Below are 20,105 nucleotides of genomic sequence, written 5' to 3' on the forward strand. Positions count from 1 at the left end.
GGTTGGGGATGAGGACTCGGTAGCTGCGGCCGAGTCGTTTATCAAGTCCGCCGTAACCGCTCGCCAAGCAAGGGCAAGTGCTCTATGCTCCGGTCACATGCCGGTATCGAGATCGGGTTGTCCTGGCGGGGGCGTTCCATGTTCGAAGTCGTCGCATTCTGGCGAAAAATGCGAGTCAGGGCCGCGGCATTTGGCTTGGTCGTTGCCGCGCTGCTGGTCTTCGGATCGCAGGCTGCGAGCGCCGCGCCGAACTGGACGCTCGATCCGTCCGCTTCGGTGCTCACCTACCAGTCGGTCAAGAAGAACACGATCGTCGAGACCAACAAGATCAGGAACATCACCGGCACGCTGAGTTCCGCCGGCGACGCCAGGATCAGCTTCGACCTCAATTCCGTCGATACGGGCGTCGACTTGCGCAACGTTCGCATGCGTTTCCTGTTTTTCGAGACATTCACCTATCCGACGGCCGAAGTGACGGCGAAGGTGGATCCGGCGGCGTTCGCCGATTTGCCTACCAAGCGCCGCGTGAAGACGACACTGCCGTTCCGCCTCAGCCTGCATGGCGTCGACAAGGATCTCGAGGCAAGCGTCGTCGTCACCATGATCAGCGACACCCAGGTTTCCGTCGCTTCGGAAGCGCCCGTCGCGGTCCATGTCGAGGATTTCGGCCTCCTGCCCAACATCGACAAATTGCAGCAGGCGGCGAACGTGACCAACATCGTGCCCACGGCGTCGGTGTCCTTCGATTTCGTCTTCACCGCCGAAGGCGCCAAGCCGGCCGCCGTGCAGACCGTTGCGGCCTCGACCGCCGAGGTCGGCCCCGTCGCCACCGATGCCGCGAAAGCCAATTTCAGCGACGAGGAATGCCTCAACCGGTTTGCCGTGCTCTCGCGCACCGGCGCCATCTATTTCCGCCAGGCGAGCGCGAGGCTCGACGCCAAGAGCCGCCCGCTGCTGGCGGAGGTCGAGGGCGTCGTCGGCAAATGCCCGGCCCTCAAGGTCGAAGTGTCCGGCTATACCGATTCCGACGGATCGCCCGAGGCGAACAAGGCGCTCTCCGAGCGGCGCGCCCAGGCGGTCGCCGATGCGCTTATCGCCGACGGCGTGCCGCGCAACCAGATAAGCTCGGCCGGTTATGGCGAGGACAAGCCGGTCGCCGCCAACGACACGCCCAAGAACAAGGCGCTCAACCGGCGGATCGAATTCTCCGCCAGCAAGCTCACCAACTGAGGTGACGGTGGGTTCTGGTCCGATCGCCTTTTGCGGTGGCCTGCTTCGCGCCGCGGGAGTTGTGGCGCTTGCCCTGATTCTGACGATGGCCGCCGCAAATGCCGAGCGGCGCGTCGCGCTCGTGCTCGGCAACTCGCAATATCAGCACGCGGCGCCGCTCGCCAATCCGGCGCGGGATGCGCAGGCCATGGCCGATCGGCTCAAGGACCTCGACTTCGAGGTGGTCTCCGGCTTCGACCTCACCAAGCAGCAGACACAGACTACGGTCGCGCAGTTTGCCAAGCAGGTGCGGGGCGCCGACATCGCGCTTTTCTTCTATGCCGGCCATGGCCTGCAGGTCTCCGGCAAGAATTATCTGCTTCCGGTCGACGCCGCGCTCGAGGACGAGACCTCGCTCGATTTCGAGGCCGTCTCTGTCGATTTCGTCCTGCGCCAGATGTCGCGCGAGACCAGCATAAGACTGGTTTTCCTGGACGCTTGCCGCGACAATCCGCTCGCCGACGTGCTGGCGAAGACCGCCGGCATCAAGGGCGCAAGCAGCGGCCTTGCTGAAATCCCGATCGAGAATGGCGGCGCCGGCACGCTGGTCGCCTTCGCCGCAAGTCCGAACCAGCTCGCCTATGACGGTTCGGGCGACCACTCGCCGTTCACCACGGCGCTGCTCCAGCATATCGGCGAAGCCAACGTCTCCATCACCGAAGCGATGAACAGGGTGACCAGCGATGTCTTCAAGGCCACTGCCGGCAAGCAGCGCCCCTGGATCAACGTCTCGCTGACCACCAAGGTCGTCCTGCACAGGATCGATCTCAATGCGCCGCTGATCGTCGGCGAGGCAGGCCCGCCGCAGGCCGAAGCGGGCTCCGGGACGCGCAACACCGGCGCGGCGTCCGGCCAGACCGACGAACAGCTTGCGCTCAATGCGCTGCGTGAAAGAATCCCGAAGTTGGGAACGGACGGGCCGATCTTTTTCGATCGCCCGGTCAAGTTTGGCGACCCGGCGATCGACGGCAAGAGCATAGCCCAACTGATCAAGGGACAACCGCTTTTCAGTCCGGTCGAAGGCCTCGACAAGTCGGTCTGGCAAGGCAAGCACTGCGACGGCTGCCACGAGTGGAACGAGACCCGCCTCTGCGAGCAGGCGAAGAATTTCGCAGCCAACGACGTCTCAGTGCTGCGCCTGGAGCATCCGCTCGGCACCCGCTTCAAGGTCGCTTTGGCCAGGTGGGCGCAAGGCGGCTGTAAATGATTTTCCTGGAGTTACCCTAGTACGCGTCGACCGATTGCCGCTGCGTCTCCATCTCCACCATCTGGATGCCCATATCGACGAAGGCCGAAAGCACGCCAAAGCGGTCCGCGGTCGAGACGCGCGCCAGCCCCGCCAGGATCCCGGCATTGACGGCGTGGGCGGCGGGAAATCCAGTCGACAGCATATCGAAGGCCGGGTCGCGCCACGCCGCGGAAAGAGCGAGCCAAGCAGCCGGCGTCGTCGGCGACGGATCGACGGCGTCGCCCAGCGCCGTTCGATTGCGGGGATTGCCAGGCTCGCCGACCCAGTCATTGACGAGCGCCAGCAATTCGAGGTCCCTATCGGCAAGGAGTTCTGAGAGATGGCTCAGGCATTCATGCCCCCACCAGACCGCGGCGCGTTCCGGCAGGAGATAGGCACAGAACGTGACAGCCTCCTCCGGCACGCGCCCGGCGAGCAGGGCGCGGCAGAACTCGAGCGGGGATTGATTGGCGGCCGGCGATTTCATGTCCCGGGCGATCGCGGGACAGGCAAGAAAGAGATCCCTTGCGGTTCTGTATCCGAGTTCGTTGGCCATGGCTGCCAAACCCCGAGAGCCAGCTGATAACCACTCAAGCCTTTAGCCGAGAGCCGGTCAAGCCTTAGAGCCGGATGAACCCGTCTCTAAATCAAAGAACTAGAGCATGATGCCGCCCGAAACCGCTTCATATTTTTCGGCATCATGCTCTAGCTTTTAGCAGGTGGCGGCCATCGGCAACGTGCGCTTGTTCACAGACAATCGCTTCAAGATTTGATATGGTGCGCGCCAGCGAAACCCGCTCAAACAGGAGTGACGGTCATGCGGTGGGGCAGCTCAGCCTTGGCATTGGCGACCGTGCTTTTTTCAACGCACGTTTATGCCGATCCGCTACAGAAATCGGAAGACATCGTGAAGTTCTTCGCCGGCCAGGGTAATCTTGGCGCGTCGCGCGGTATCTGCGTCGGCACCGAAGAAGAGTGCAAGAGCAAAGCCGACAAGAACGAGGCGCCCCAAAAGGGCAGCCTCGACATGATGATCAATTTCGCCCTGGATTCGGCCCAGCTCGACCAGACCGCCCGCACGGAGCTGGACGAGTTCGCCAAGGCGCTGAAGGACAATAGGCTGAGCACGTTCAGCTTCGTCGTCGAAGGCCACACCGACGCGACCGGTACGGATCGCTACAACCAGGACCTGTCGCAGCGAAGGGCGCAATCGGTGGCGGCCTTCCTGACAGCGAACGGCGTTCAATCGACCCGCCTCGAGCCGATCGGCTTAGGCAAGTCGCATCCGCGCGTCGCCAATCCCTACGATCCGGTCAACCGCCGGGTGGAAATGCGGATCAGGACGCAATAGGCGGCCGGTGAGCGCGCGCCGCCCAACGCGATGGCGGTGCCGAAGATCAGCGCCCTGGTCATTTGCGTGAAATCAGCGCAAACGCAGGGGACTCGTCATTCTATGGCGGAGCAAGGAGCGAAGCGACGCGGCGCAGACCATAGAATCCATTCCGTGCCTTGGAAGCGCCGCCACGGTGCAGAATTTTGCTCCGTTGCGATCCGTGGCGAAGGTAAAGGCATGGATTTCAGGGTCTCCGCGACGGAGCTTCGCTCCTGCTCCGCCCTGGAATGACGATCGCGATGGGCGTTTCGGCCAATCTCCAACGCATGCCACCTGCCAACACAAACAGAGCCGACCGGTCAAAATCCCTGTGCAGCGCCGTTAGCCGGGCTCCAGCGTATCCTGGATCGAACTTATCAGCGCGGTGATCGCCTGCTTGTATTTTTCGAATTCCGGAGACGTCTGCCGGATTTCGGTCGTTGTCGTCGCCGGCTGGCCTTGGTCGGTCACCACGCGCGGCGCTTTCTGCCCCATTTTCCGCTCGGCCCAGTCCACGACATAACTGGCGGTCTTGCCGGTAAGGAACGGGTTGGCCTGGATGACGGCTGATCCCAGAACCGCGGTCAATTGCGACGAGCCCGGCGCCGCCAGCACCTGATGTGCCCCTTCCATGCCGAGGAAATGGCAAAGATAGAGGCGACCGGCGGTGATCTGGTGGCCGCGGGCGCGCAGATAGGCTTCTCCCTCGCGCGCCAGGTTGCGCACCATCTCGCGCGACAGCGTCGCGTCGTAGCGGAGTGCCAAAAGGTCGGCGGTCGAAAGCGAGCGGGCGAGATCGGGACGATAGGTGTTCATCATGCGGATCCAGGTCTTGGAGATGAACTGGCCGGCGCCGGTTGCCGACGAAAGCGGGTTCTTGGCACGGGCGCTGCCGCCGCTTTCGACGTGCACGATCCGGTCGGTCAGCGTCTCGACGGCGGAATCACCTGAGCCGCCGGAGCTGACGGAAACGGCGGTGGCGACCGAAGTGACCGTGCCCAGCGGGTCGATCGCCTCGCCATTCTGATAGAGCTCGAAATGCAGATGCGGGCCGGTCGAAAGCCCTGTTGTGCCGACATAGCCGATGACGTCGCCGGCCTTCACCTTGGTGCCGACCCCGCTGGCGATGGCGAATTTCTGCATATGCGCATAACGCGTCTCGCGGCCGTTGGCATGCGTGATCTTCACCAGATTGCCGTAGCCGCCGCCATCGCCCTGAAAGGAGATCGCGCCGTCGAAGGCGGCCACGATCGGCGTGCCGACCGGCGCCGCCCAGTCGACGCCCTTGTGGATTCGAACCGTGCCGAGGATCGGATGCTTGCGCGGGCCGAAGGTCGAGGTCATCACTCCGGCGACCGGTGTGACCATGCCGTTGGTGACGGTCAGCGATCGCACCTGATCGTCGCCCGTCACGCAGGCATACTGGCCGTCGCTTTGCTGGAAGACGAAACAGTCGAGGCTCTTTTGCGCGCCCTGGACACCGACATAGAGCACCCGTCCGGAGATTTCGCCCTGGCCGCGCGGCGTCTGCGAATAGATCAGCACCAGGCGCTGGTCCTCGCTGGCAAAGGCGTCGAGGTCCTGCCCCCGCGACAGATACATGATCGCCTCGCCGATGACGCTGGTTGGCACCTTGTTGCGTGCTGCCGTCGAATAGATCGCGTCGAGCAGGCGGTACTGCCGCTTGGGCCCGCCCTGGTCGGAGGCGCCGGAATAGTTGAACAAATCCTCGCGGACCCAGGGGTCGACGCCCGACACGAAGGCGCCGGCCGCATTGCGCGTCAGCGTGCCGACATAGACATTCTTGGCGTAGATCGAGACCTGCATCAGCGACATCATCGTCGTCTCGCGGTTCGGCCGGAACCCGCGCATGGCCACCACAAAGCCGGGCTCCAGCCCGTCGCGGTTGAACAGCGTCTTCAGCGCCTCGCCCGCAAGCTTCGCGTCGTCGGCGGAGAAATGCGCGTCGAGTGCCACGCTGTCCAGGCTGCGGTCGTTGAGGATCTTCACGAAGGTATCCTCGGTCGCCTCGAAGCGCTGGTATTCGCTGGCGACGGTCGCCACGGTCGTGTTGTTCTCGACCGCGGTCTTCTTGAAAGCCGGGAGCGCGGCTTCCCCCTGGTCGATGGTCTCGCCCCAGCCGGCCTCGGGATCGTCGGCGTCGGCCTTGGGCGCCGGGCCGGCGTCGCTCTCGTCAGGCGCCGCCTGGAGGTCGTTCTCGAGGTCGCCCTGCGGATCGCTCTGTTGATCGCCTGGCGCCGCGGCCGGAGCGGGCGGTGCCGGTTGCGCGTCGTCGGGCGTCGCCGCCGAAGGCTTGGAAGCGGCCTGCCGCTGCGCCTGGAAGAAGGCGAAATCCTCCTGCGTCGACGGGATCGTCGTCATGAACTTCTCGCTGGCGCTCAGCATCACGTCGGACAGGATCTCGATTTGCGGCGAAGCCCCGGAACTGTCGAGCTCAGCCGGACGCGCGACGGTCTTGCCCTTAGTCGCGGTGTCGGCATCGGGCGCCAGCGTGATCCACATCGGATCGCCGGCGAGATCGATAATCGCCGGCACATAGACCGAGGCATCGGGCGGCACGTCTTCCATGCCCTCGACGGGATGCAGCTCCTCGTCCTCGTCGCCGAACGACCAATAGTCCTTGGTCAGGTAGAAGCCGGTGGCCAAAGCGACGACGGCGATCGTTGCGGCCCCTGCAAGGATTCCGCGCCAGAGCTTGCGCCGGCGCTCGGCCAAGCGCGCCAGCTTCTTCTGTTTGAAGCTCGTGTCGATCGAGTGCGTCACGGGCTGCTTCCGGTCAGGAAGTAGGTCCAGCGCACCTGCTCCTGCGTATCGACCTCGACGAAGCGCGCCGCGATATGGCCGCGCTGCCAGCACTCTTCGATGCCACGGATCGAAAAGCGCCGCCGGTCGATGCACATCTCGGTCGATCCGTTGAGGATCGCGTGGCCGAAGACGTCCGTCGCGTAGAGGTAGATGTAGCGATTGGCCAGCTCCTCGCGGATGACGTTGACGCACTGGTTGGCGCCGATGGTCCACCAGCCGTCAGTCTGGTCGGCATTGTCGACTTTCTGTCCGACCGCGAGATTGACGACGTCGAGCGTCTGGTTGCAGATGGTGAATTCGGCATGCGCCTTGCCGGGCGAAAGGATCGAGAACAGCGCCGCGCCGAGCAGCGCCACAAGCGTCATGCGGCCCGGCAATCGGAGCCGGTTACGCTGCTTGCGTGGCGAGGGCTGGTGCAAATAACGCAGGCGGCGAAGGTCCATCGGCGTTCATGCTATCCGCCAAGCCGGAAATAGGTGGCCGTGGCGGAGAACTGCGATCCATCGGCCTCGATCTCCTCGAGGATCCTCGGCAAAAGCTCCGAGGCCGGCGTCGGTCTGGAGAACATGGCAGCCTGGATGTCCTTGGGGCCGGTGATCACCAGCATGATCTGCGGCACCGCCTTGCCGGCTGCTTTGTCCGCGGCAGCGAGACCGATCGGGATGTTGAAGGTCACCTTGTCGGTCTGCGGCACCATGCGGTCGTCGAGATTGAAGGCGATGCCCTTGTGGTCGATCAGCATGATGTTCGAGACAAGCCCGCCGCCCGTATACAGCGCGCCGCTGACCGGCGATCCGTCGGGGACCGATGTCCGGTCGAGGACAAGCTGTGGCTTTGCAGCCGAGCTTCGGTCGAGGAAGCGAAGGAAGGTGGGCACGCCGCACTGCGGCGGGGTGATCAGGCGCACGCTGATGTCCGGCTCGACATGGAACCTCGTCTGGAAATCGTTGAGCAATTGTTCGAAGGGCTGCACCGCCGTTGCGTATCCCTCGATCGTCGGAGTGGCGCCAGGTCCGGAAGTGACGTTCGCGTAAAAACAGCTGCCGCCGCTGAAATCACGCACCCAGGAGCGCTGGTCGTTCCACTTGATCATGTCGTCTTCCGCTGAAGGAAGCGCCGGCTTCGGCACATTGATGGCAACGTCGGTGTTGTCGGGCTGCTTGGCCGCCGGTGTCTGCGCTTGCTGCGCTGGTTGTGCCGGCGCGATCGGCGTTTCCGGCTGACTAGGTGTTGGGGTCTGCGCCTTCGGCTCGGCCGGCGGAGGCGTCGGCTGCGTCGATGCCTGGCTTTGCGAAGCTGGAGGTGGGGAAGCCGCCGGCTTGGGCAACTTGGAAAGCATCTCCACGAGCTCTTTTACGCTCGGCTTGGCCGCCGGCGGACTTGCCTCCTGCGCCGGCTTGTTCTCAGCCGCCTGGTTCGGTTCCGGCGTCTTGGCTGCCGGCTTGCCTGCAGGCTGCGCCGGCTTGTGGCTTTCGGCGGCCGCTGGCGCGGGAGCTGGCGCAGGCTTCGGCGATTGCGCCGCCGGCGGTTGCGCCGGTTTGGTCTCGACCTGTGGGAGATGCGGTTGGCTGTTGGCCTCGCTCTCCGGCTGAATGGCAGGCGGGGCCGGCTTCTCGGCAGGCGCCTTGGCCTCCGCATCGGGTTGGACAGGCGGCTTCGCCGTCTCGATGGTGGCGGCGCCGTCAGGCTTCGGCGCCTGCGGCTGAGCCGCGGCCGGTGCCTGCGTCTGAGGTTTCGGCGCCTCCGGTGGCTGCGCCTCGGCCACCGGCTTGGCGGCTTCGGCGACCGGCTTCGGCGTCAGTGGCTTGGGTGTTACCGTTGCCGGCGGGGGCGCCAGGACACCGCTGAAATAAACGCCGCCCCCAACCAGCACAGCGAGAGCCGCGACCCCGCCGACGATGGCGGGCAGGCGCGAAGTCTTTTTGGGCGCGGCCGGTGCGGGCGCTCTGGCCGGGGCGGCTGCCGGCGCGGGCCGTGGCTCCGACAGATATGCGGGACGCACATGCTCAACGAAGCGAGGCTCGCCGGGAGACGCCGGCGGCTGCAGTTTGGAATCCGGCAGCGCCGTCCAACCGGCGCGCGGCAGGCCGGAGCGTTCGCGTGCCCCAAACGACACCGGCGGCGGCAGTGTCGCCTCGAGATCCTCGCCGCGCGAGGCCCTGGCAATCTCGGCCATGCTGGCCGGCCGGTCGCGCGGATCCGGCTGCAGCATGGCTTCGATCAGCTCGCGGAAATCGGGATCGATATCCGACAGGTCCGGCACCGCCCGGCGCTTTTCGATGACCTCATATTGCGACCCGCTCATGTCGAGCGGCTTTCCGCGCAGCGCCGCCGCCAGCACCAGGCCGAGGCTGTAGATGTCGGACTGCTCGCTGACCTCGCCTCCATAGAGGCCGAGCTGTTCGGGCGAGACGTAATTGTATTTGCCGGCGAACTTGCCTCCGATCAGCGTTTCTCCGCCGACGGTGGCCGACCGGGCGATGCCGAAATCGATGATCTTGGCGCGCTCCACCCGACCGCCGGGCAGGATGATGTTGTCCGGCGAGAGGTCGCGGTGCACCGCGCCTGCCTGGTGCACCGCGGCGAGCCCCGAGGCGAGGCGATGGCAAAGCCGGCGCACATCATCCCCCGGCATCGGCCCGCGGCGCATGACGTCGAACAGCGACTGGCCGTCCACGAACTCCATCGCAAGATAGGGACGGCCGATCCCCGGATCGATGGTGAAGACGTGGTAGCGCACCACCGCGTCATGCGACAGATGGTTGAGGATCGACGCTTCCTTGCGGAACAGCGACAGGATCGTCTGGTCGCGGGCGAATTCGGGCAGCACGATCTTGATCGCCACATGGTCGCCGGTCTGGATGTTGTGGCCGCGATAGACTTCGCCCATGCCGCCGGAGGCGATCCTCTCGTCGAGTTCGTAGATGCCGCTGAGCTGCGTGCCGACACCCGTGTAGGTGACGTTCGTCGACAACCGTGTCTTGTCGTCGTCGCTCATCCGGCCAGCCCCTCCGCTGCGGACCGATCCGAATGGTGCGTGCCGCTCTGCCCGTCGCCGATCTTCACGAGCACGATAGTCACATTGTCGGTTCCGCCGCGCGCCAGCACGGTTTTCAAGAGGTTCTCGCATGCCGTCCGCGGCGTGGCGGATCTGACCGCGGCCTCGATCTCGGCGTCGCTGACATGCGCGGTCAATCCGTCGGTGCCCAGAACGAAGACATCGCCCGCCATCAGCTCGCCCTGCTGGAAATCGATCTCGAGCTCGTCGCTGACGCCGATCGCATGCGTGATCACGTTGCGGCGCGGCCAGACGCGCGCTTCCTCGGCGCTGATCATGCCGCGGTCGAGCAATTCCTGCACCTCGGTGTGATCCTTCGAAACCTGGAAGATCGAGCCGTTGCGGACGAGATAGATGCGGCTGTCGCCGGCCCACAGGCAGGCGAAGCGCCCATCCATGGCAAGCAGGGCCGCGAAAGTGGAGCCGATGGTGATGCCGCGCGAGCGCGATATGTTGCGGATCTCGGCATTGGCGCGGCTGAGCCTGTCCTCGAAGCGGGCACGAAGATCCGGCGCCGAGCTCGCAATTCCGATCGTCGCCAGATGGTCGACGATGCTGGCCGAGGCGACTTCGCCGGCCTCATGCCCCCCCATCCCGTCGGCCACCACCCACAACCCGGTCTGCGGCTCGATGAGGTAATTGTCTTCGTTTTGGTCGCGCACGCAGCCCTTGTGGCTCACGCCGAAGCTGTCGATGGGGAGGGCGACAGTGCTCAATTTGCCACCAAGCGCTCAGCAGGCGTCCTCTGTGACCAGCCATGGGCCGCGTGCCCAGGCCACTCTGCCACAAGCGTATGTATTAGAGTACCGAAATGAAGGCTGGGACCGACCATCTCAGAACGCCTTCGGACAGCTGAAGCCGGACAAGGCCGGCAGCAGCAACGGATTGGCGCCCGAGCCGGCCTGGATGGTGTAGGCGACATCGCGTCCGCCGATCACGAAGCGCGCTTCGGTGTTGGCGCCGTCGCCGGTGATGGTCGCCCTGTCGAAAAGCCGCTTCAATGCCCATGGTCCTTCGAATTTGAGCGCGGACTCGCGGCCGGGCATTTCCGGCACGAGGCTGAGGCTCGCCGATCCCGAAGCGGCGCCGCTCGGCCATGTCACGATGCTCGGCGCGTTGCCGGCCTGGGCGCTCTGGACCGTCTGCCCGTCGACGTCGAGCAAAGCGCTGTCGACTTCGCTGTTCAATGAGGTGGGCGTTATGGTGATCGACACCGAGGGCACCGAGCCACCGGAAGGGAAAAAGGCACTGCGGATTTCCGCCGCCGACTGGAACGCCTTCAAGGTCGACTTGGCCAGGTCGCGGCTGGAACGGGCGTCCTGCTTCCAAGTCCACTCCTGGCCGGTCATGTCGATCAGCGGCGCGAGGTTCTGCGCGAAGAATCGATCCATCAGGCCGCCAGGCGCGAACAGCTTGGTGAAATCCGCCATCGAGATCTCGTCGGAGCCGTCGCGTGTGAAGGGATAGCGGCCGTTGACTGCCTCCTCGCAGACGCGCGTCACCGTCTGGTCGAGGCTCTGGTTGAGGTTGGCGACGGAGGCCTCGGCGACATTGCCTTCGAGCTCGTCCGCCGCCGCGTTGACCATGCGCGCCAGCGGCTTGGGCAGGCGCGAGACATTGGCCCTTAGCGTCGAGATCTGCAGCTGCAAATTGGCGTTGACGCGCTCGGTCTGCGTGGGGACATCGGCCGCGAGCTTCAGGCTCTGGAAGATGTCGTGGAAGTTCTGTGTCAACGCATCGAGCGGCCGGCGCCCGGCGGCCCCGCCGACGAGCGCCTGGAACGAGCGGAACTGCGCCTCGACGCTCGCGCCGGCATTCTGCACCACGGCCGAGCTAGCGCCGGCGCGGCTCTGCGACTTGCCGCCGGCGATCTGCAGGCCGATGCGGGCCAGTCCCTTGGCCATGCTGGCGGGGTCCGGCTGCGCCGTGCCGATATCGCCCTCGGCGCCGCTGTCCTTCGTCAATGCGGTTTCATCGGCAATCGCGGTGAAGAGCTGGTCGAGGGGCGACTCCGGCGCCGCGAGGGCGGAGAGCGCCAGATATTGCGGCTTGTCCTTCAGCATCGCCTTGAGCTTCAGCTGGTCGAGCACGCCGTTCCAGGCTGCGGCGAATTCCTTGCCGTAGCGGTCGATAAGCTCGGGACCGAGCCTGGGCAGGTCCTGGTCGATGCCGCCCTGTTCGCCGCCGCCGCCGAGCACCCACTGGTCGTCGACGAGCATCTGCGCGATGCGCGAGAGCTGCGGCAGGAAGAAGCCATTGAACCCGGCGCGCGTGTAAAGGCCGGGGACCTGAAGATCGGCGAGCTCGCTGCCATCCGTGCGCTCGAACACCAGCTGCGCTTCCGGACCGGCTTTCCCGGCGATGGAGAAATCCTGCAGCTTTGCCGCGTAGACCGCTGACTTGATCTGCGCCGAGGCGCGGTCGGCGAGGCTCATGCGTCCGAGCGAGCGCTGTGCGGCCTCGACCAGCGGCTGGTTGAGCGCAAAGGTTGGATCGTAGGCGTCGTCAAGCGCAAGCATGGCGCGCAGATGCTTTTCGAGCTGCGCGCGGCCTTCGCGGTTGTTCTCGCCGGGGTAGCGGTTCTCTTCCCAGTCCTGCCTCATCCAGGAAACGATCAGCTCGTCGTCGACCTTCGGCGCCTTGCCGCCCAGCATCAGGTAGATCTTGAGCGGCTCGTAAAGCGCGATCGGATCGGCCATCCTGGCCTGGATCGTCCGTTCCGCCTGAACCAGCAGCCGCGAGCGGAAGGTCCGCTCCAGCGCCTGCCGGTAGGCCGCCTTGGAAGCCGACAGCAGCCGCTCGCGCTGGCTGAGCCCGAACGTCTCCTCGATCGGCTTTCCCTGGTCGCTATTTTCGAACCCGGCCGGCAGGTCGCGCAGCTGGTCGAGCGGACCGATGACGTTTTCGAGGTCGACGTCGCTCACCGTGGTGCTCTTGAGCAGGCTATCGGCGCTGTCGCGATAATGCGCCATGGCTTGGCGTGTGGAAGCGATCAGCGCCTTGTTGGCGAAGAAGCTGAGGCCAAGCATGCCGAGCGCCGCGAACGCCGCCAGCGCGATTGCGGCCAGGCCGCCGAACCTGGCGAGCTTCGCGCGCCGCTCGGCCGCCCGGTCGAAGGACACCCAGCCCGATTCCGGGAAGATCACATTGGCCAGCAGGTCGTGCAGGAAGAAGCTCTTGCCGGCGCCGGAAAGATGCGCCTGCGAGGCACTGCCGAAACTGCGGCCGATCGCGCCCAGCACCTGGTCGAAGGGTGTGCCTTCCTGGGTGCCCGACGAGAAATAGAGCCCGCGCAGGCTGACATTGACCTGTGACCTCGATGTGTCGAACAGGCTGCCGACAAACTGCGTTATCCGGTTCTTCAGCGCGCCGAACTGGGCCGGGAAGCCGAACAGCGCGATCCGCGCCACCGGGTCGGGCTCTTCTTGCAAGCGATCGGCGACTTCTTCGGCGAGCCGCTTCGCCAGCTCGTCAAAGGCTGCGGGCGCCTCGCCGGCCATGTTTTTGGTGCGGTCGGCGGTCTGGAACGTCGCCCCCCATACCTTGCGCCTGCGCGCCTCATCGAAATCGCCGAAATAATCCATGAAGCCGCAGATGAGATCGGCCTTGGTGAAGAGCAGATAGACCGGGAACTGGACCTTCAGCGTCTCGTGCAGCTCGCGCAGGCGGCTCCTGATCTCGGTGACATGCGCGTCGAGTTGCCGGTCGTCGAAGCCGATCAGGTCGGCAAGGCTGATGGCGAGGATCACGCCGTTGATCGGTTGCGTGGTGCGGTGCTTCTTGAGCAGTCCCAGGAAGGCGAGCCAGCTTGCCTTGTCGCGCTCGCGGTCCGATTCCTGCGTCGTATAGCGGCCGGCCGTGTCGATCAGCACCGCCTCGTCGGTGAACCACCAGTCGCAGGACCGCGTGCCGCCGACGCCGGCCAGCGGCTGCGCGCTGCCGGAGCCGGCAAGCGGGAACTTCAGCCCGGAATTGACCAGCGCCGTTGTCTTGCCGGCGCCTGGCGGACCGATGATGATGTACCAGGGAATGTCATACAGGAAATTGCGCTTGCCGCTCGTCCGCTTCAGCGTCGCGATCGCTTCGCTCATGCGCGCTTCGAGCACCTGTGAATCGTCGTTGCGTTCGTCGCTGCGCAAGATCGCCGTTTCGAGCGCCTTTTGCGCCTTGCGCCGCTGCCAGAAGCGGATCCCGTAGAACAGTGCGAGTGCCACGATGGTGACGCCGATGATGGTGGCCCTGAGCCACACAGGTCCAAGCGGGCGCGTATCCGCGAAGCGGATCAGCGGCCCGGCATACCAGACCGCCGCCGAGAAACCGGCAAGCGCAGCCAGGCTGAAGATCCGCAGCATCCAGCGCATCAGTTGCCGTTCTCCGCCGCCGCGCTCGCCTGCAGGGTCTCCTGTTTCGGGATCATCACGTCGACGCGGCGGTTCCTGGCGCGGCCGTCCGCCGTGCCGTTGTCGGCGATCGGTTCATCCTCGCCCCTGCCGTCGGCGCTCAGCCGCGACGGGTCCTTCAACTGCTTGGCCATCATCGCCTGGACGGCCTTCGCCCGGGCAACGGAAAGATCGAAATTCGATTTGAACGTGCTCGATTTCTTCGGCTTCACATTGTCGGTGTGGCCGATGATATTGATGGGCCCCGGTTCAGCATCGAGCGCCGTGGCGATGTCGGCGGCGACAGGCTGGAACTGCGGCTTCAGCTCCGCCTGGCCGGGCGCAAACAAAAGCTGGTTGTTGATCTCGACGACGATGAACTCGCCCTTCTCGCCGACGCTCAGTCCGGCGCCGGCGATCTCCTTGGCAAGTGCGGCGCGGATGCGGTCGATCTGGGTGGTGTCCGGAACCGCGGGCGGCGGCGGGCTGGCTAGCACCGGCTCAGTGGGCGCCGCCACGCTGGCGCGCTCGATGGTGACGGGCGTCGACAGGTTGAGCGCCAGCAATTCGCCGGCGGTCGCGTCGCCTTCGTCGGTGATCAGCACCCGCAGCCCGAAGAAGGCCGCCGTCACCAGCGTCGCCGCGGCGGCCGAGACCGCCCAGAGCGGCAGCCGCGCCCCTGGCTTCGGCAACGCCGCCGCCATGCCTTGCCAGCGTGGCGAGACGTCGTCGTTGGCGCGCGGCTTGAGGTAGCGCAGCGTGTCGTAGACGTCGCGCCGGACGCGTTCGAGCATGTTTCGTTCGCTTGTCAGCCCCCGATACTGGCCTTCGAAGCCGAGCGACAGGCAGGCATGCATCAGTTCGAGCAGGTCGTAATGCGCTTCCGGCTTGGCGAGAATGTTGTTCAACGCTTCGTAGAAGCCCGTGCCCGTCGGTCGGGTGTGGAAGAACCGCGCCGCCAGGCTGTGCTGAAGCCAGCTGTCCTTGTCCGGCCAAGGTAGATTGCCGACGAGGTCGTCGGCGGTTTCGCAAAGGGCGAATTTGGCGATGCGTGCGTCTTCCTCGGCTACGCCGGCTTTGGCGATCGCGCGGGCGAAGGTCTCGATCGCATCGGCGATACGCTCCGCCAAGGGTGCGGCTTGCCGTTCGACCGGTATCAGCCGCAATTGGCCGAAGAGCATCAGCAGCGGCGCCGCCGCGGCAAGGATCGGATTTGTCGCGGCATATCTCACGCCCTCGGCGGCGGCGAGCAGGGCATCCTGCGGCAGCCCCGGCGTCGCATTGTCCACCGCTCCCGGGGCGGGCCCCTGAAACAGCACGGTTCCGGACGACCAACCAGTTGGCATCTGTCGGCCGCCGCCGGGGTCGAACACTGTCGCCTCGCGGGCAGGCGATGGAGCAGGACGTGCGCCTTCCGGACCGGATCTCTCGGGAGCCGCAAGCGGCTTCTGCTTCGGCCGCGGCGCGCGGATGACGGTTCTATCCGCCGACCTGGAAGGATCGTCCTTGGAACTCATCGGCGACGACCCGCCTTCGAATTGCAATGAGCAGGTTTTGGCCCGGGGAAACGCGTTCCAGCCTGAGCCTCAGCGGCGGGCCGCATGGACAGGCTCATCTTGCCGAAACATGACATTGCTGCACACGCCCCAAGCCACGCCGCTTTGCCCGCCGGGCAAGCGTCCCTGGGCATTCTAGTCGCCCGGATACCCAATTGAAACGGCCTGCCGATTGAAATCAGAGAGCAAGATGCTCGAAGAGGCGGCTTCTTCTATGAGACCCGTCACATACGGCCGGCGCGGTCCGTGCCGCGCAGCTATTTCTGCTTGTCGGCCTTGGCGTAGGCTTCGGCGAAATAGGCGAGGAAGACATCCAGCATGCCGTTCTCGTGCTTGTCTTCCATCGTCCGCCAGGTCGCGACAAGCGCATCCCAAGCCTGGCTCTTTCTGGACGAGAAGGACGCCGGCGGGATCTTTTTGGCGATCGCTTCCGGCGACAGGTCGTCAAGCAGCCTGGACAGCGCGGCCTGCATGGCGGCGTAGGTCGCGATCTCATGCGTCTTCAGATCGCGGAACGCATCTTCGACGCTGCGCCTGGCATCGAGATAGCCGGCTCTGCGCCTGGCGAACATGATCTCCAATATATCTTCGGTGCCCGGCACGAATTTCAGCGGGTTGTTGTCCTCGGCGCCGATCATCGTGCGGTGCGCGCTCTTGGCGAGCACCTTTGCCGCCGCGCGCGCCTTGAGCAGCAGGGATAGTTGCTCGACCGTGGTCCTCAGCACCGCGCCGATCTCGGCCGCGACATCGTGCGGGTCCCGCGACTGCAGCAATTCAGGCGCAATGCCCGCCGCCCTGGCGATCTCCCGCAGCATCGCGTCCGCTTCGGCCGGCCGATTGGCCGAGGCCGCCGGACCGGGCTGCGGGGCCGAGGATCTGGAGATGGGCGCCGTCCCGGTCGAGCGCGGTTCCGCCGGAGTGAAGAACGGCTCATGGCTGGGAACCGACGGGCCGCCGAGCGAGGGCGGCAGCTCGCGCTGCGTCGATCCCGTCCTGGTCTGCGGATGTCCGGTCGCGGCCCGTTCGTCTTCGATTGAAACGCCGACGACATAGCGGCCGATCAGCAGCCGGTCGCCCTGGGCCAGCCGATGCGGTCCGCTCATGCGCTGGCTGGACCCGTTGATGAAAGTGCCGTTGCGCGAGACATCGTAGAGCCAGAACGAACCCGCCTGGTAGCGGACCTCGCAGTGCCGGCCCGAAATGAACTTGTCCGGATCGGACAACGTCCAGTCGCAATTCTCGCGGCCGATCTCGAAGCTGCGGTCGCGGGCGGCATAGCTGGCGGCGGTGCCGGCCGGCAGCCTGTCGACATTGCTGATCTGGAGCGAGATGAACATCCGGAAGCGTCGCCCAACTTGGTCAACAAATGCTTATTTTCCGCGCAATTCCAGGCGGAAACGCCAACGCAGCTTTCCTGGAATTGCCTTGGCATTCTAGCAGCTTGCGAGCGCGGCGGGAGAGCTGCGTTTCACACCGGCGCACGGGGCGGTTTAGCCACAGCTGTTATTTGGCGGCCGCCAAACATGTGCTAGGCTGAAAGCGGTCCGGTGCGGTGGGCGTGAAAAGTTCCCGAACGTGATGCGGTTAACATAGCGGGGGCTTCAATCCATCATACTGGCGGCCGCGTCCAGGAGGGGCACGACCATGCCGAACGAACGCGCCACGGTTGTGCAGACGCCGGCTGGCGCCGACCTGACCTTCACCCAACTCATCGGCCGCGATGAGATCAGCCGCTGTTTTGCCTATACGGTCGGCTTCGTCTCGAAGAACCGCGATATCGACCCGTTGAAGATGCTGGGCGGCGTCGTTTCGGTCGAGGGCGAATCCGATCCGAAGCGCTGGTTCAGCGGCCTCGTGTCGGATTTCAAGCTGACCCGCATCGAGGACCGGCTGGCCTTCTACGAGGCGACCGTCAGGCCATGGCCCTGGTTTCTCGGCAACACCACCGACTGCCGTATTTTCCAGAACATGACGGCGGTGGAGATCGTCGAGAAGATATTCTCGAAATACGGCATCGCCAAATTCGAGAAGCGGCTGCAGGGGTCCTATCCCCAGCGCGAATATTGCGTTCAGTACGACGAGAGCGATCTCGATTTCGTGCAGCGGCTGCTCGAGCACGAAGGCATCTTCTATTTCTTCGAGCATGACGAGGGCAAGCACACGCTCATCCTCTGCGATGCGATGAGCAAGCTGAAGCCGGCGCCCGGTTACGAGAAGGTGCTTTACAACTTCGAGGGCCAGGCCTCACGGCGCGATGTCGAATACATCACCGAATGGATCCCTGGCAGCGCGGTGCGCCCGGGCGCCTATGCCCATACGGATTACGACTTCGAGAAGCCCGGCGCCGATCTGATGGCGAAATCCGCCCAGCCTTTCGCCCACAAGGAGGCTTCGGGCGAGAACTATCGCCAGCCCGGCGCGCATCTCGATGTCGGGCGCGGCGACAAGATCGCCGGGATCCGCCGCGAGGAGCTCCAGGCGGTGCATCAGCACAGCACGGCGGTTGGCACGGTGCGCGGCCTTTTTTCCGGCTGCAAGTTCACGCTGGAGAGCTTTCCGCGCGACGACCAGAACCAGGACTATCTGGTGGTCAGCGCCGAATACCGGCTGTTCGACCCGGGTTACCGCACCCAGAACGAGGCCCACAGCGAGAATTTCAAGGTGGTGCTCGGCGTTGCGCCCACCAAACTGCCCTACCGGCCGGCGCGCATCACGCCGCGGCCGATCATGCGCGGCCCGCAGACGGCGACCGTCGTCGGCCCTTCGGGCGAGGAGATCTTCACCGACAAATATGCGCGGGTGAAAGTGCAGTTCCATTGGGACCGGCTCGGCAAGAAGGACCAGAACTCTTCCTGTTTCGTGCGCGTCTCGCAGACCTGGGCGGGCAGCAACTGGGGCTTCATCCAGATCCCGCGCATCGGCCAGGAGGTCATCGTCGATTTCATCGAAGGCGATCCGGACCTGCCGATCATCACCGGCCGCGTCTACAACGCCTCGCAGATGCCGCCCTACGGGCTGCCCGGCAACGCCACGCAATCCGGCTGGAAGTCGAATTCCTCGAAAGGCGGCGGCGGTTACAACGAGCTGATGTTCGAGGACAAGGCGGGCTCCGAGCTGGTCAATTTCCAGGCCCAGAAGGATCATCACCTGCTGATCAAGCACGACCGCAACAAAACGGTCCAGCACGACCAGTCCGACCGCATCGACCATGACGCCAAGCACTCCGTCGGCCACAACCTCGACGAGGACGTCGGCAACAACAAGACGGTCAAGATCGGCGTCGACCAGACGACCAACATCGGGTCGAACGACACCGAGACAGTGGGCAAGAACCGGTCGCTGACCGTCGGCGCCAACGAGACGATCAGCATCGGCGCCAATTCGACCGAGACGATCGGTCAGAACCATTCGCAAACCGTCAGCCTCGTGCAGACCATCACCGTTGGGGCGGCTCGTGTCGACACGGTCGGCGCGGCTGAGCAGCGCAGCGTCGGCGGCCCACAGATGAACGATATCGGTGCCACGCGGTCGGTGACTGTCGGAGCGGGCCAGAGCCATACCATCGGCGCCAGCGACACCTGGGAGATCTCGGTTGACCAGACTGTTCAGACCGGCGCCGACCAGGTCTTCAAGATTGGCGGAGCCCACAGCACCGAGATTGCCAAGGAGCGCGGCGCAAAAGTCGGAACAGACGATTCGACCGATATCGGCGGCGCGCGCAGCACAAAGGTCGCCAAGAAGGATATGCTCGATATCGGCGAAGACGGTCTCATAAAGGTCGCCAAAGGCATGACCATCACCGCCGGCGAGCAGATCATCTTCAATTGCGGGTCGTCGTCCATCACCCTGAAGAAAGACGGCGAGATCACCATTAGTGGCAAGGACATCATCGTGAAAGCATCGGGCAGCGTGAATGTGAAGGCCTCCAGCGACATCACGATGAAAGGCTCCGAGATCAAGCAGAATTGAGACCCAGCATGACGAAGGTCATTGATCGTATCGACGGCGTGGTGATCGGTGTCTTCCTGGGCTTCGGAGACGATTCCCCGCTCGTCGTGTTCCCTGGAAATCCCGAGGAAACCGCAATCGCGGCACGCACGTTGACCGACCTGTCGGCTGGTATGATCGGGACCGAGGTCGCTTTGCTGTTCCAAGACGGGGACCCCGCCCGTCCATTGATCGTCGGCCGCATCGTCGAGCCCAGCCGGCCCGACAGCGCCGCACTGATCGTGCGCGATGGAGAGACCGTCAGGATCGTTGGTAAGGAGCGCGTCGAGCTGCGCTGCGGCAAGGCGGCCATCGTGATGGAGAAGGATGGCCATATCACCATCCGCGGCACCTACGTCACAAGTCACGCCAGTGTTACGAATAACATCCGCGGGGGCTCGGTGAATCTCAATTGAGCAAGTTCGTCCTG

The 20,105-nt window shown here is 64.8% G+C and carries 13 protein-coding genes; 5 read left to right on the plus strand and 8 right to left on the minus strand.

Translation table 11 applies throughout. The annotated features are described in order from the left end of the window. The first annotated feature begins 138 nt into the window (after nt 1-138). Nucleotides 139-1,230, plus strand: coding sequence for an OmpA family protein (locus LB529_RS25630; RefSeq protein WP_224712674.1), 1,092 nt, complete (start codon nt 139-141; stop codon nt 1,228-1,230). Between the two features lie 85 nt (nt 1,231-1,315). Continuing rightward, the gene (locus LB529_RS25635) at nt 1,316-2,476 is read left to right on the plus strand and encodes a caspase domain-containing protein (RefSeq protein ID WP_224712675.1); all 1,161 of its coding nucleotides are present in this window, start codon (nt 1,316-1,318) and stop codon (nt 2,474-2,476) included. Nucleotides 2,477-2,492: 16 nt separating this feature from the next. On the opposite strand, the gene LB529_RS25640 is transcribed toward LB529_RS25635, so the two are convergent. Next, nucleotides 2,493-3,053 carry a DUF6931 family protein gene (locus LB529_RS25640; protein WP_224712676.1) on the minus strand — a complete coding sequence of 187 codons (561 nt, stop codon included), beginning with the start codon at nt 3,051-3,053 and terminating at the stop codon, nt 2,493-2,495. Between the two features lie 261 nt (nt 3,054-3,314). On the opposite strand from LB529_RS25640, the gene LB529_RS25645 reads away from it, so the two are divergent. Continuing rightward, nucleotides 3,315-3,848 (plus strand): OmpA family protein, encoded by a 534-nt coding sequence (locus LB529_RS25645; protein ID WP_224523530.1) that lies wholly within the window; start codon nt 3,315-3,317, stop codon nt 3,846-3,848. Between the two features lie 363 nt (nt 3,849-4,211). Here the strand turns inward: LB529_RS25645 and LB529_RS25650 are convergent, their stop codons facing one another. The 7 genes from LB529_RS25650 to tagH form a co-directional block, all read right to left on the minus strand. After that, nucleotides 4,212-6,653, minus strand: a complete 2,442-nt coding sequence (locus LB529_RS25650) for a M23 family metallopeptidase (RefSeq protein WP_224712677.1) — start codon at nt 6,651-6,653, stop codon at nt 4,212-4,214. Further along, entirely contained in the window at nt 6,650-7,138 is a 489-nt protein-coding gene (locus tag LB529_RS25655; protein WP_411962582.1) for a DUF1036 domain-containing protein, read from the minus strand. The genes LB529_RS25650 and LB529_RS25655 overlap by 4 nt, the downstream gene beginning before the upstream one ends. Before the next feature lie 11 nt (nt 7,139-7,149). Further along, nucleotides 7,150-9,693, minus strand: coding sequence for a protein kinase domain-containing protein (locus LB529_RS25660; protein WP_224712678.1), 2,544 nt, complete (start codon nt 9,691-9,693; stop codon nt 7,150-7,152). Continuing rightward, a complete protein-coding gene (locus LB529_RS25665) occupies nt 9,690-10,469 on the minus strand; it encodes a PP2C family protein-serine/threonine phosphatase (protein WP_224712679.1) in 780 nt (259 codons plus the stop codon). The genes LB529_RS25660 and LB529_RS25665 overlap by 4 nt, the downstream gene beginning before the upstream one ends. A 117-nt stretch (nt 10,470-10,586) precedes the next feature. After that, complete coding sequence (gene tssM, locus LB529_RS25670; RefSeq protein ID WP_224712680.1) at nt 10,587-14,114, minus strand: type VI secretion system membrane subunit TssM; 3,528 nt, start codon at nt 14,112-14,114, stop codon at nt 10,587-10,589. Further along, nucleotides 14,114-15,649 (minus strand): type VI secretion system protein TssL, long form, encoded by a 1,536-nt coding sequence (gene tssL / locus LB529_RS25675; RefSeq protein WP_224712681.1) that lies wholly within the window; start codon nt 15,647-15,649, stop codon nt 14,114-14,116. The genes tssM and tssL overlap by 1 nt, the downstream gene beginning before the upstream one ends. 296 nt (nt 15,650-15,945) lie before the next feature. Further along, nucleotides 15,946-17,025, minus strand: a complete 1,080-nt coding sequence (gene tagH / locus LB529_RS25680; protein WP_224712682.1) for a type VI secretion system-associated FHA domain protein TagH — start codon at nt 17,023-17,025, stop codon at nt 15,946-15,948. 307 nt (nt 17,026-17,332) lie between these two features. Here tagH and tssI point away from each other — a divergent pair, with 307 nt between their 5' ends. Together tssI and LB529_RS25690 are read left to right on the plus strand one after the other, a co-directional pair. After that, nucleotides 17,333-19,657 (plus strand): type VI secretion system tip protein VgrG, encoded by a 2,325-nt coding sequence (tssI, locus tag LB529_RS25685; RefSeq protein ID WP_224712683.1) that lies wholly within the window; start codon nt 17,333-17,335, stop codon nt 19,655-19,657. Nucleotides 19,658-19,665: 8 nt separating this feature from the next. Next, complete coding sequence (locus tag LB529_RS25690; protein WP_224712684.1) at nt 19,666-20,091, plus strand: DUF6484 domain-containing protein; 426 nt, start codon at nt 19,666-19,668, stop codon at nt 20,089-20,091. The last annotated feature ends 14 nt before the right edge of the window (nt 20,092-20,105 follow it).

Origin of the sequence: Mesorhizobium sp. CA5, from assembly GCF_020165105.1 — a bacterium.
In the GTDB taxonomy this organism is placed as follows: domain Bacteria; phylum Pseudomonadota; class Alphaproteobacteria; order Rhizobiales; family Rhizobiaceae; genus Mesorhizobium.

What these genes read in the sequence shown, in the direction of transcription:
- LB529_RS25630 (WP_224712674.1), top strand. Translation starts at nt 139, where the DNA reads ATGTTCGAAGTCGTCGCATTCTGGCGAAAAATGCGAGTCAGGGCCGCG.
- LB529_RS25635 (WP_224712675.1), top strand. Translation starts at nt 1,316, where the DNA reads ATGGCCGCCGCAAATGCCGAGCGGCGCGTCGCGCTCGTGCTCGGCAAC.
- LB529_RS25640 (WP_224712676.1), bottom strand. Translation starts at nt 3,053, where the DNA reads ATGGCCAACGAACTCGGATACAGAACCGCAAGGGATCTCTTTCTTGCC.
- LB529_RS25645 (WP_224523530.1), top strand. Translation starts at nt 3,315, where the DNA reads ATGCGGTGGGGCAGCTCAGCCTTGGCATTGGCGACCGTGCTTTTTTCA.
- LB529_RS25655 (WP_411962582.1), bottom strand. Translation starts at nt 7,138, where the DNA reads ATGGACCTTCGCCGCCTGCGTTATTTGCACCAGCCCTCGCCACGCAAG.
- LB529_RS25660 (WP_224712678.1), bottom strand. Translation starts at nt 9,693, where the DNA reads ATGAGCGACGACGACAAGACACGGTTGTCGACGAACGTCACCTACACG.
- tssM (WP_224712680.1), bottom strand. Translation starts at nt 14,114, where the DNA reads ATGCGCTGGATGCTGCGGATCTTCAGCCTGGCTGCGCTTGCCGGTTTC.
- tssL (WP_224712681.1), bottom strand. Translation starts at nt 15,649, where the DNA reads ATGAGTTCCAAGGACGATCCTTCCAGGTCGGCGGATAGAACCGTCATC.
- tagH (WP_224712682.1), bottom strand. Translation starts at nt 17,025, where the DNA reads ATGTTCATCTCGCTCCAGATCAGCAATGTCGACAGGCTGCCGGCCGGC.
- tssI (WP_224712683.1), top strand. Translation starts at nt 17,333, where the DNA reads ATGCCGAACGAACGCGCCACGGTTGTGCAGACGCCGGCTGGCGCCGAC.
- LB529_RS25690 (WP_224712684.1), top strand. Translation starts at nt 19,666, where the DNA reads ATGACGAAGGTCATTGATCGTATCGACGGCGTGGTGATCGGTGTCTTC.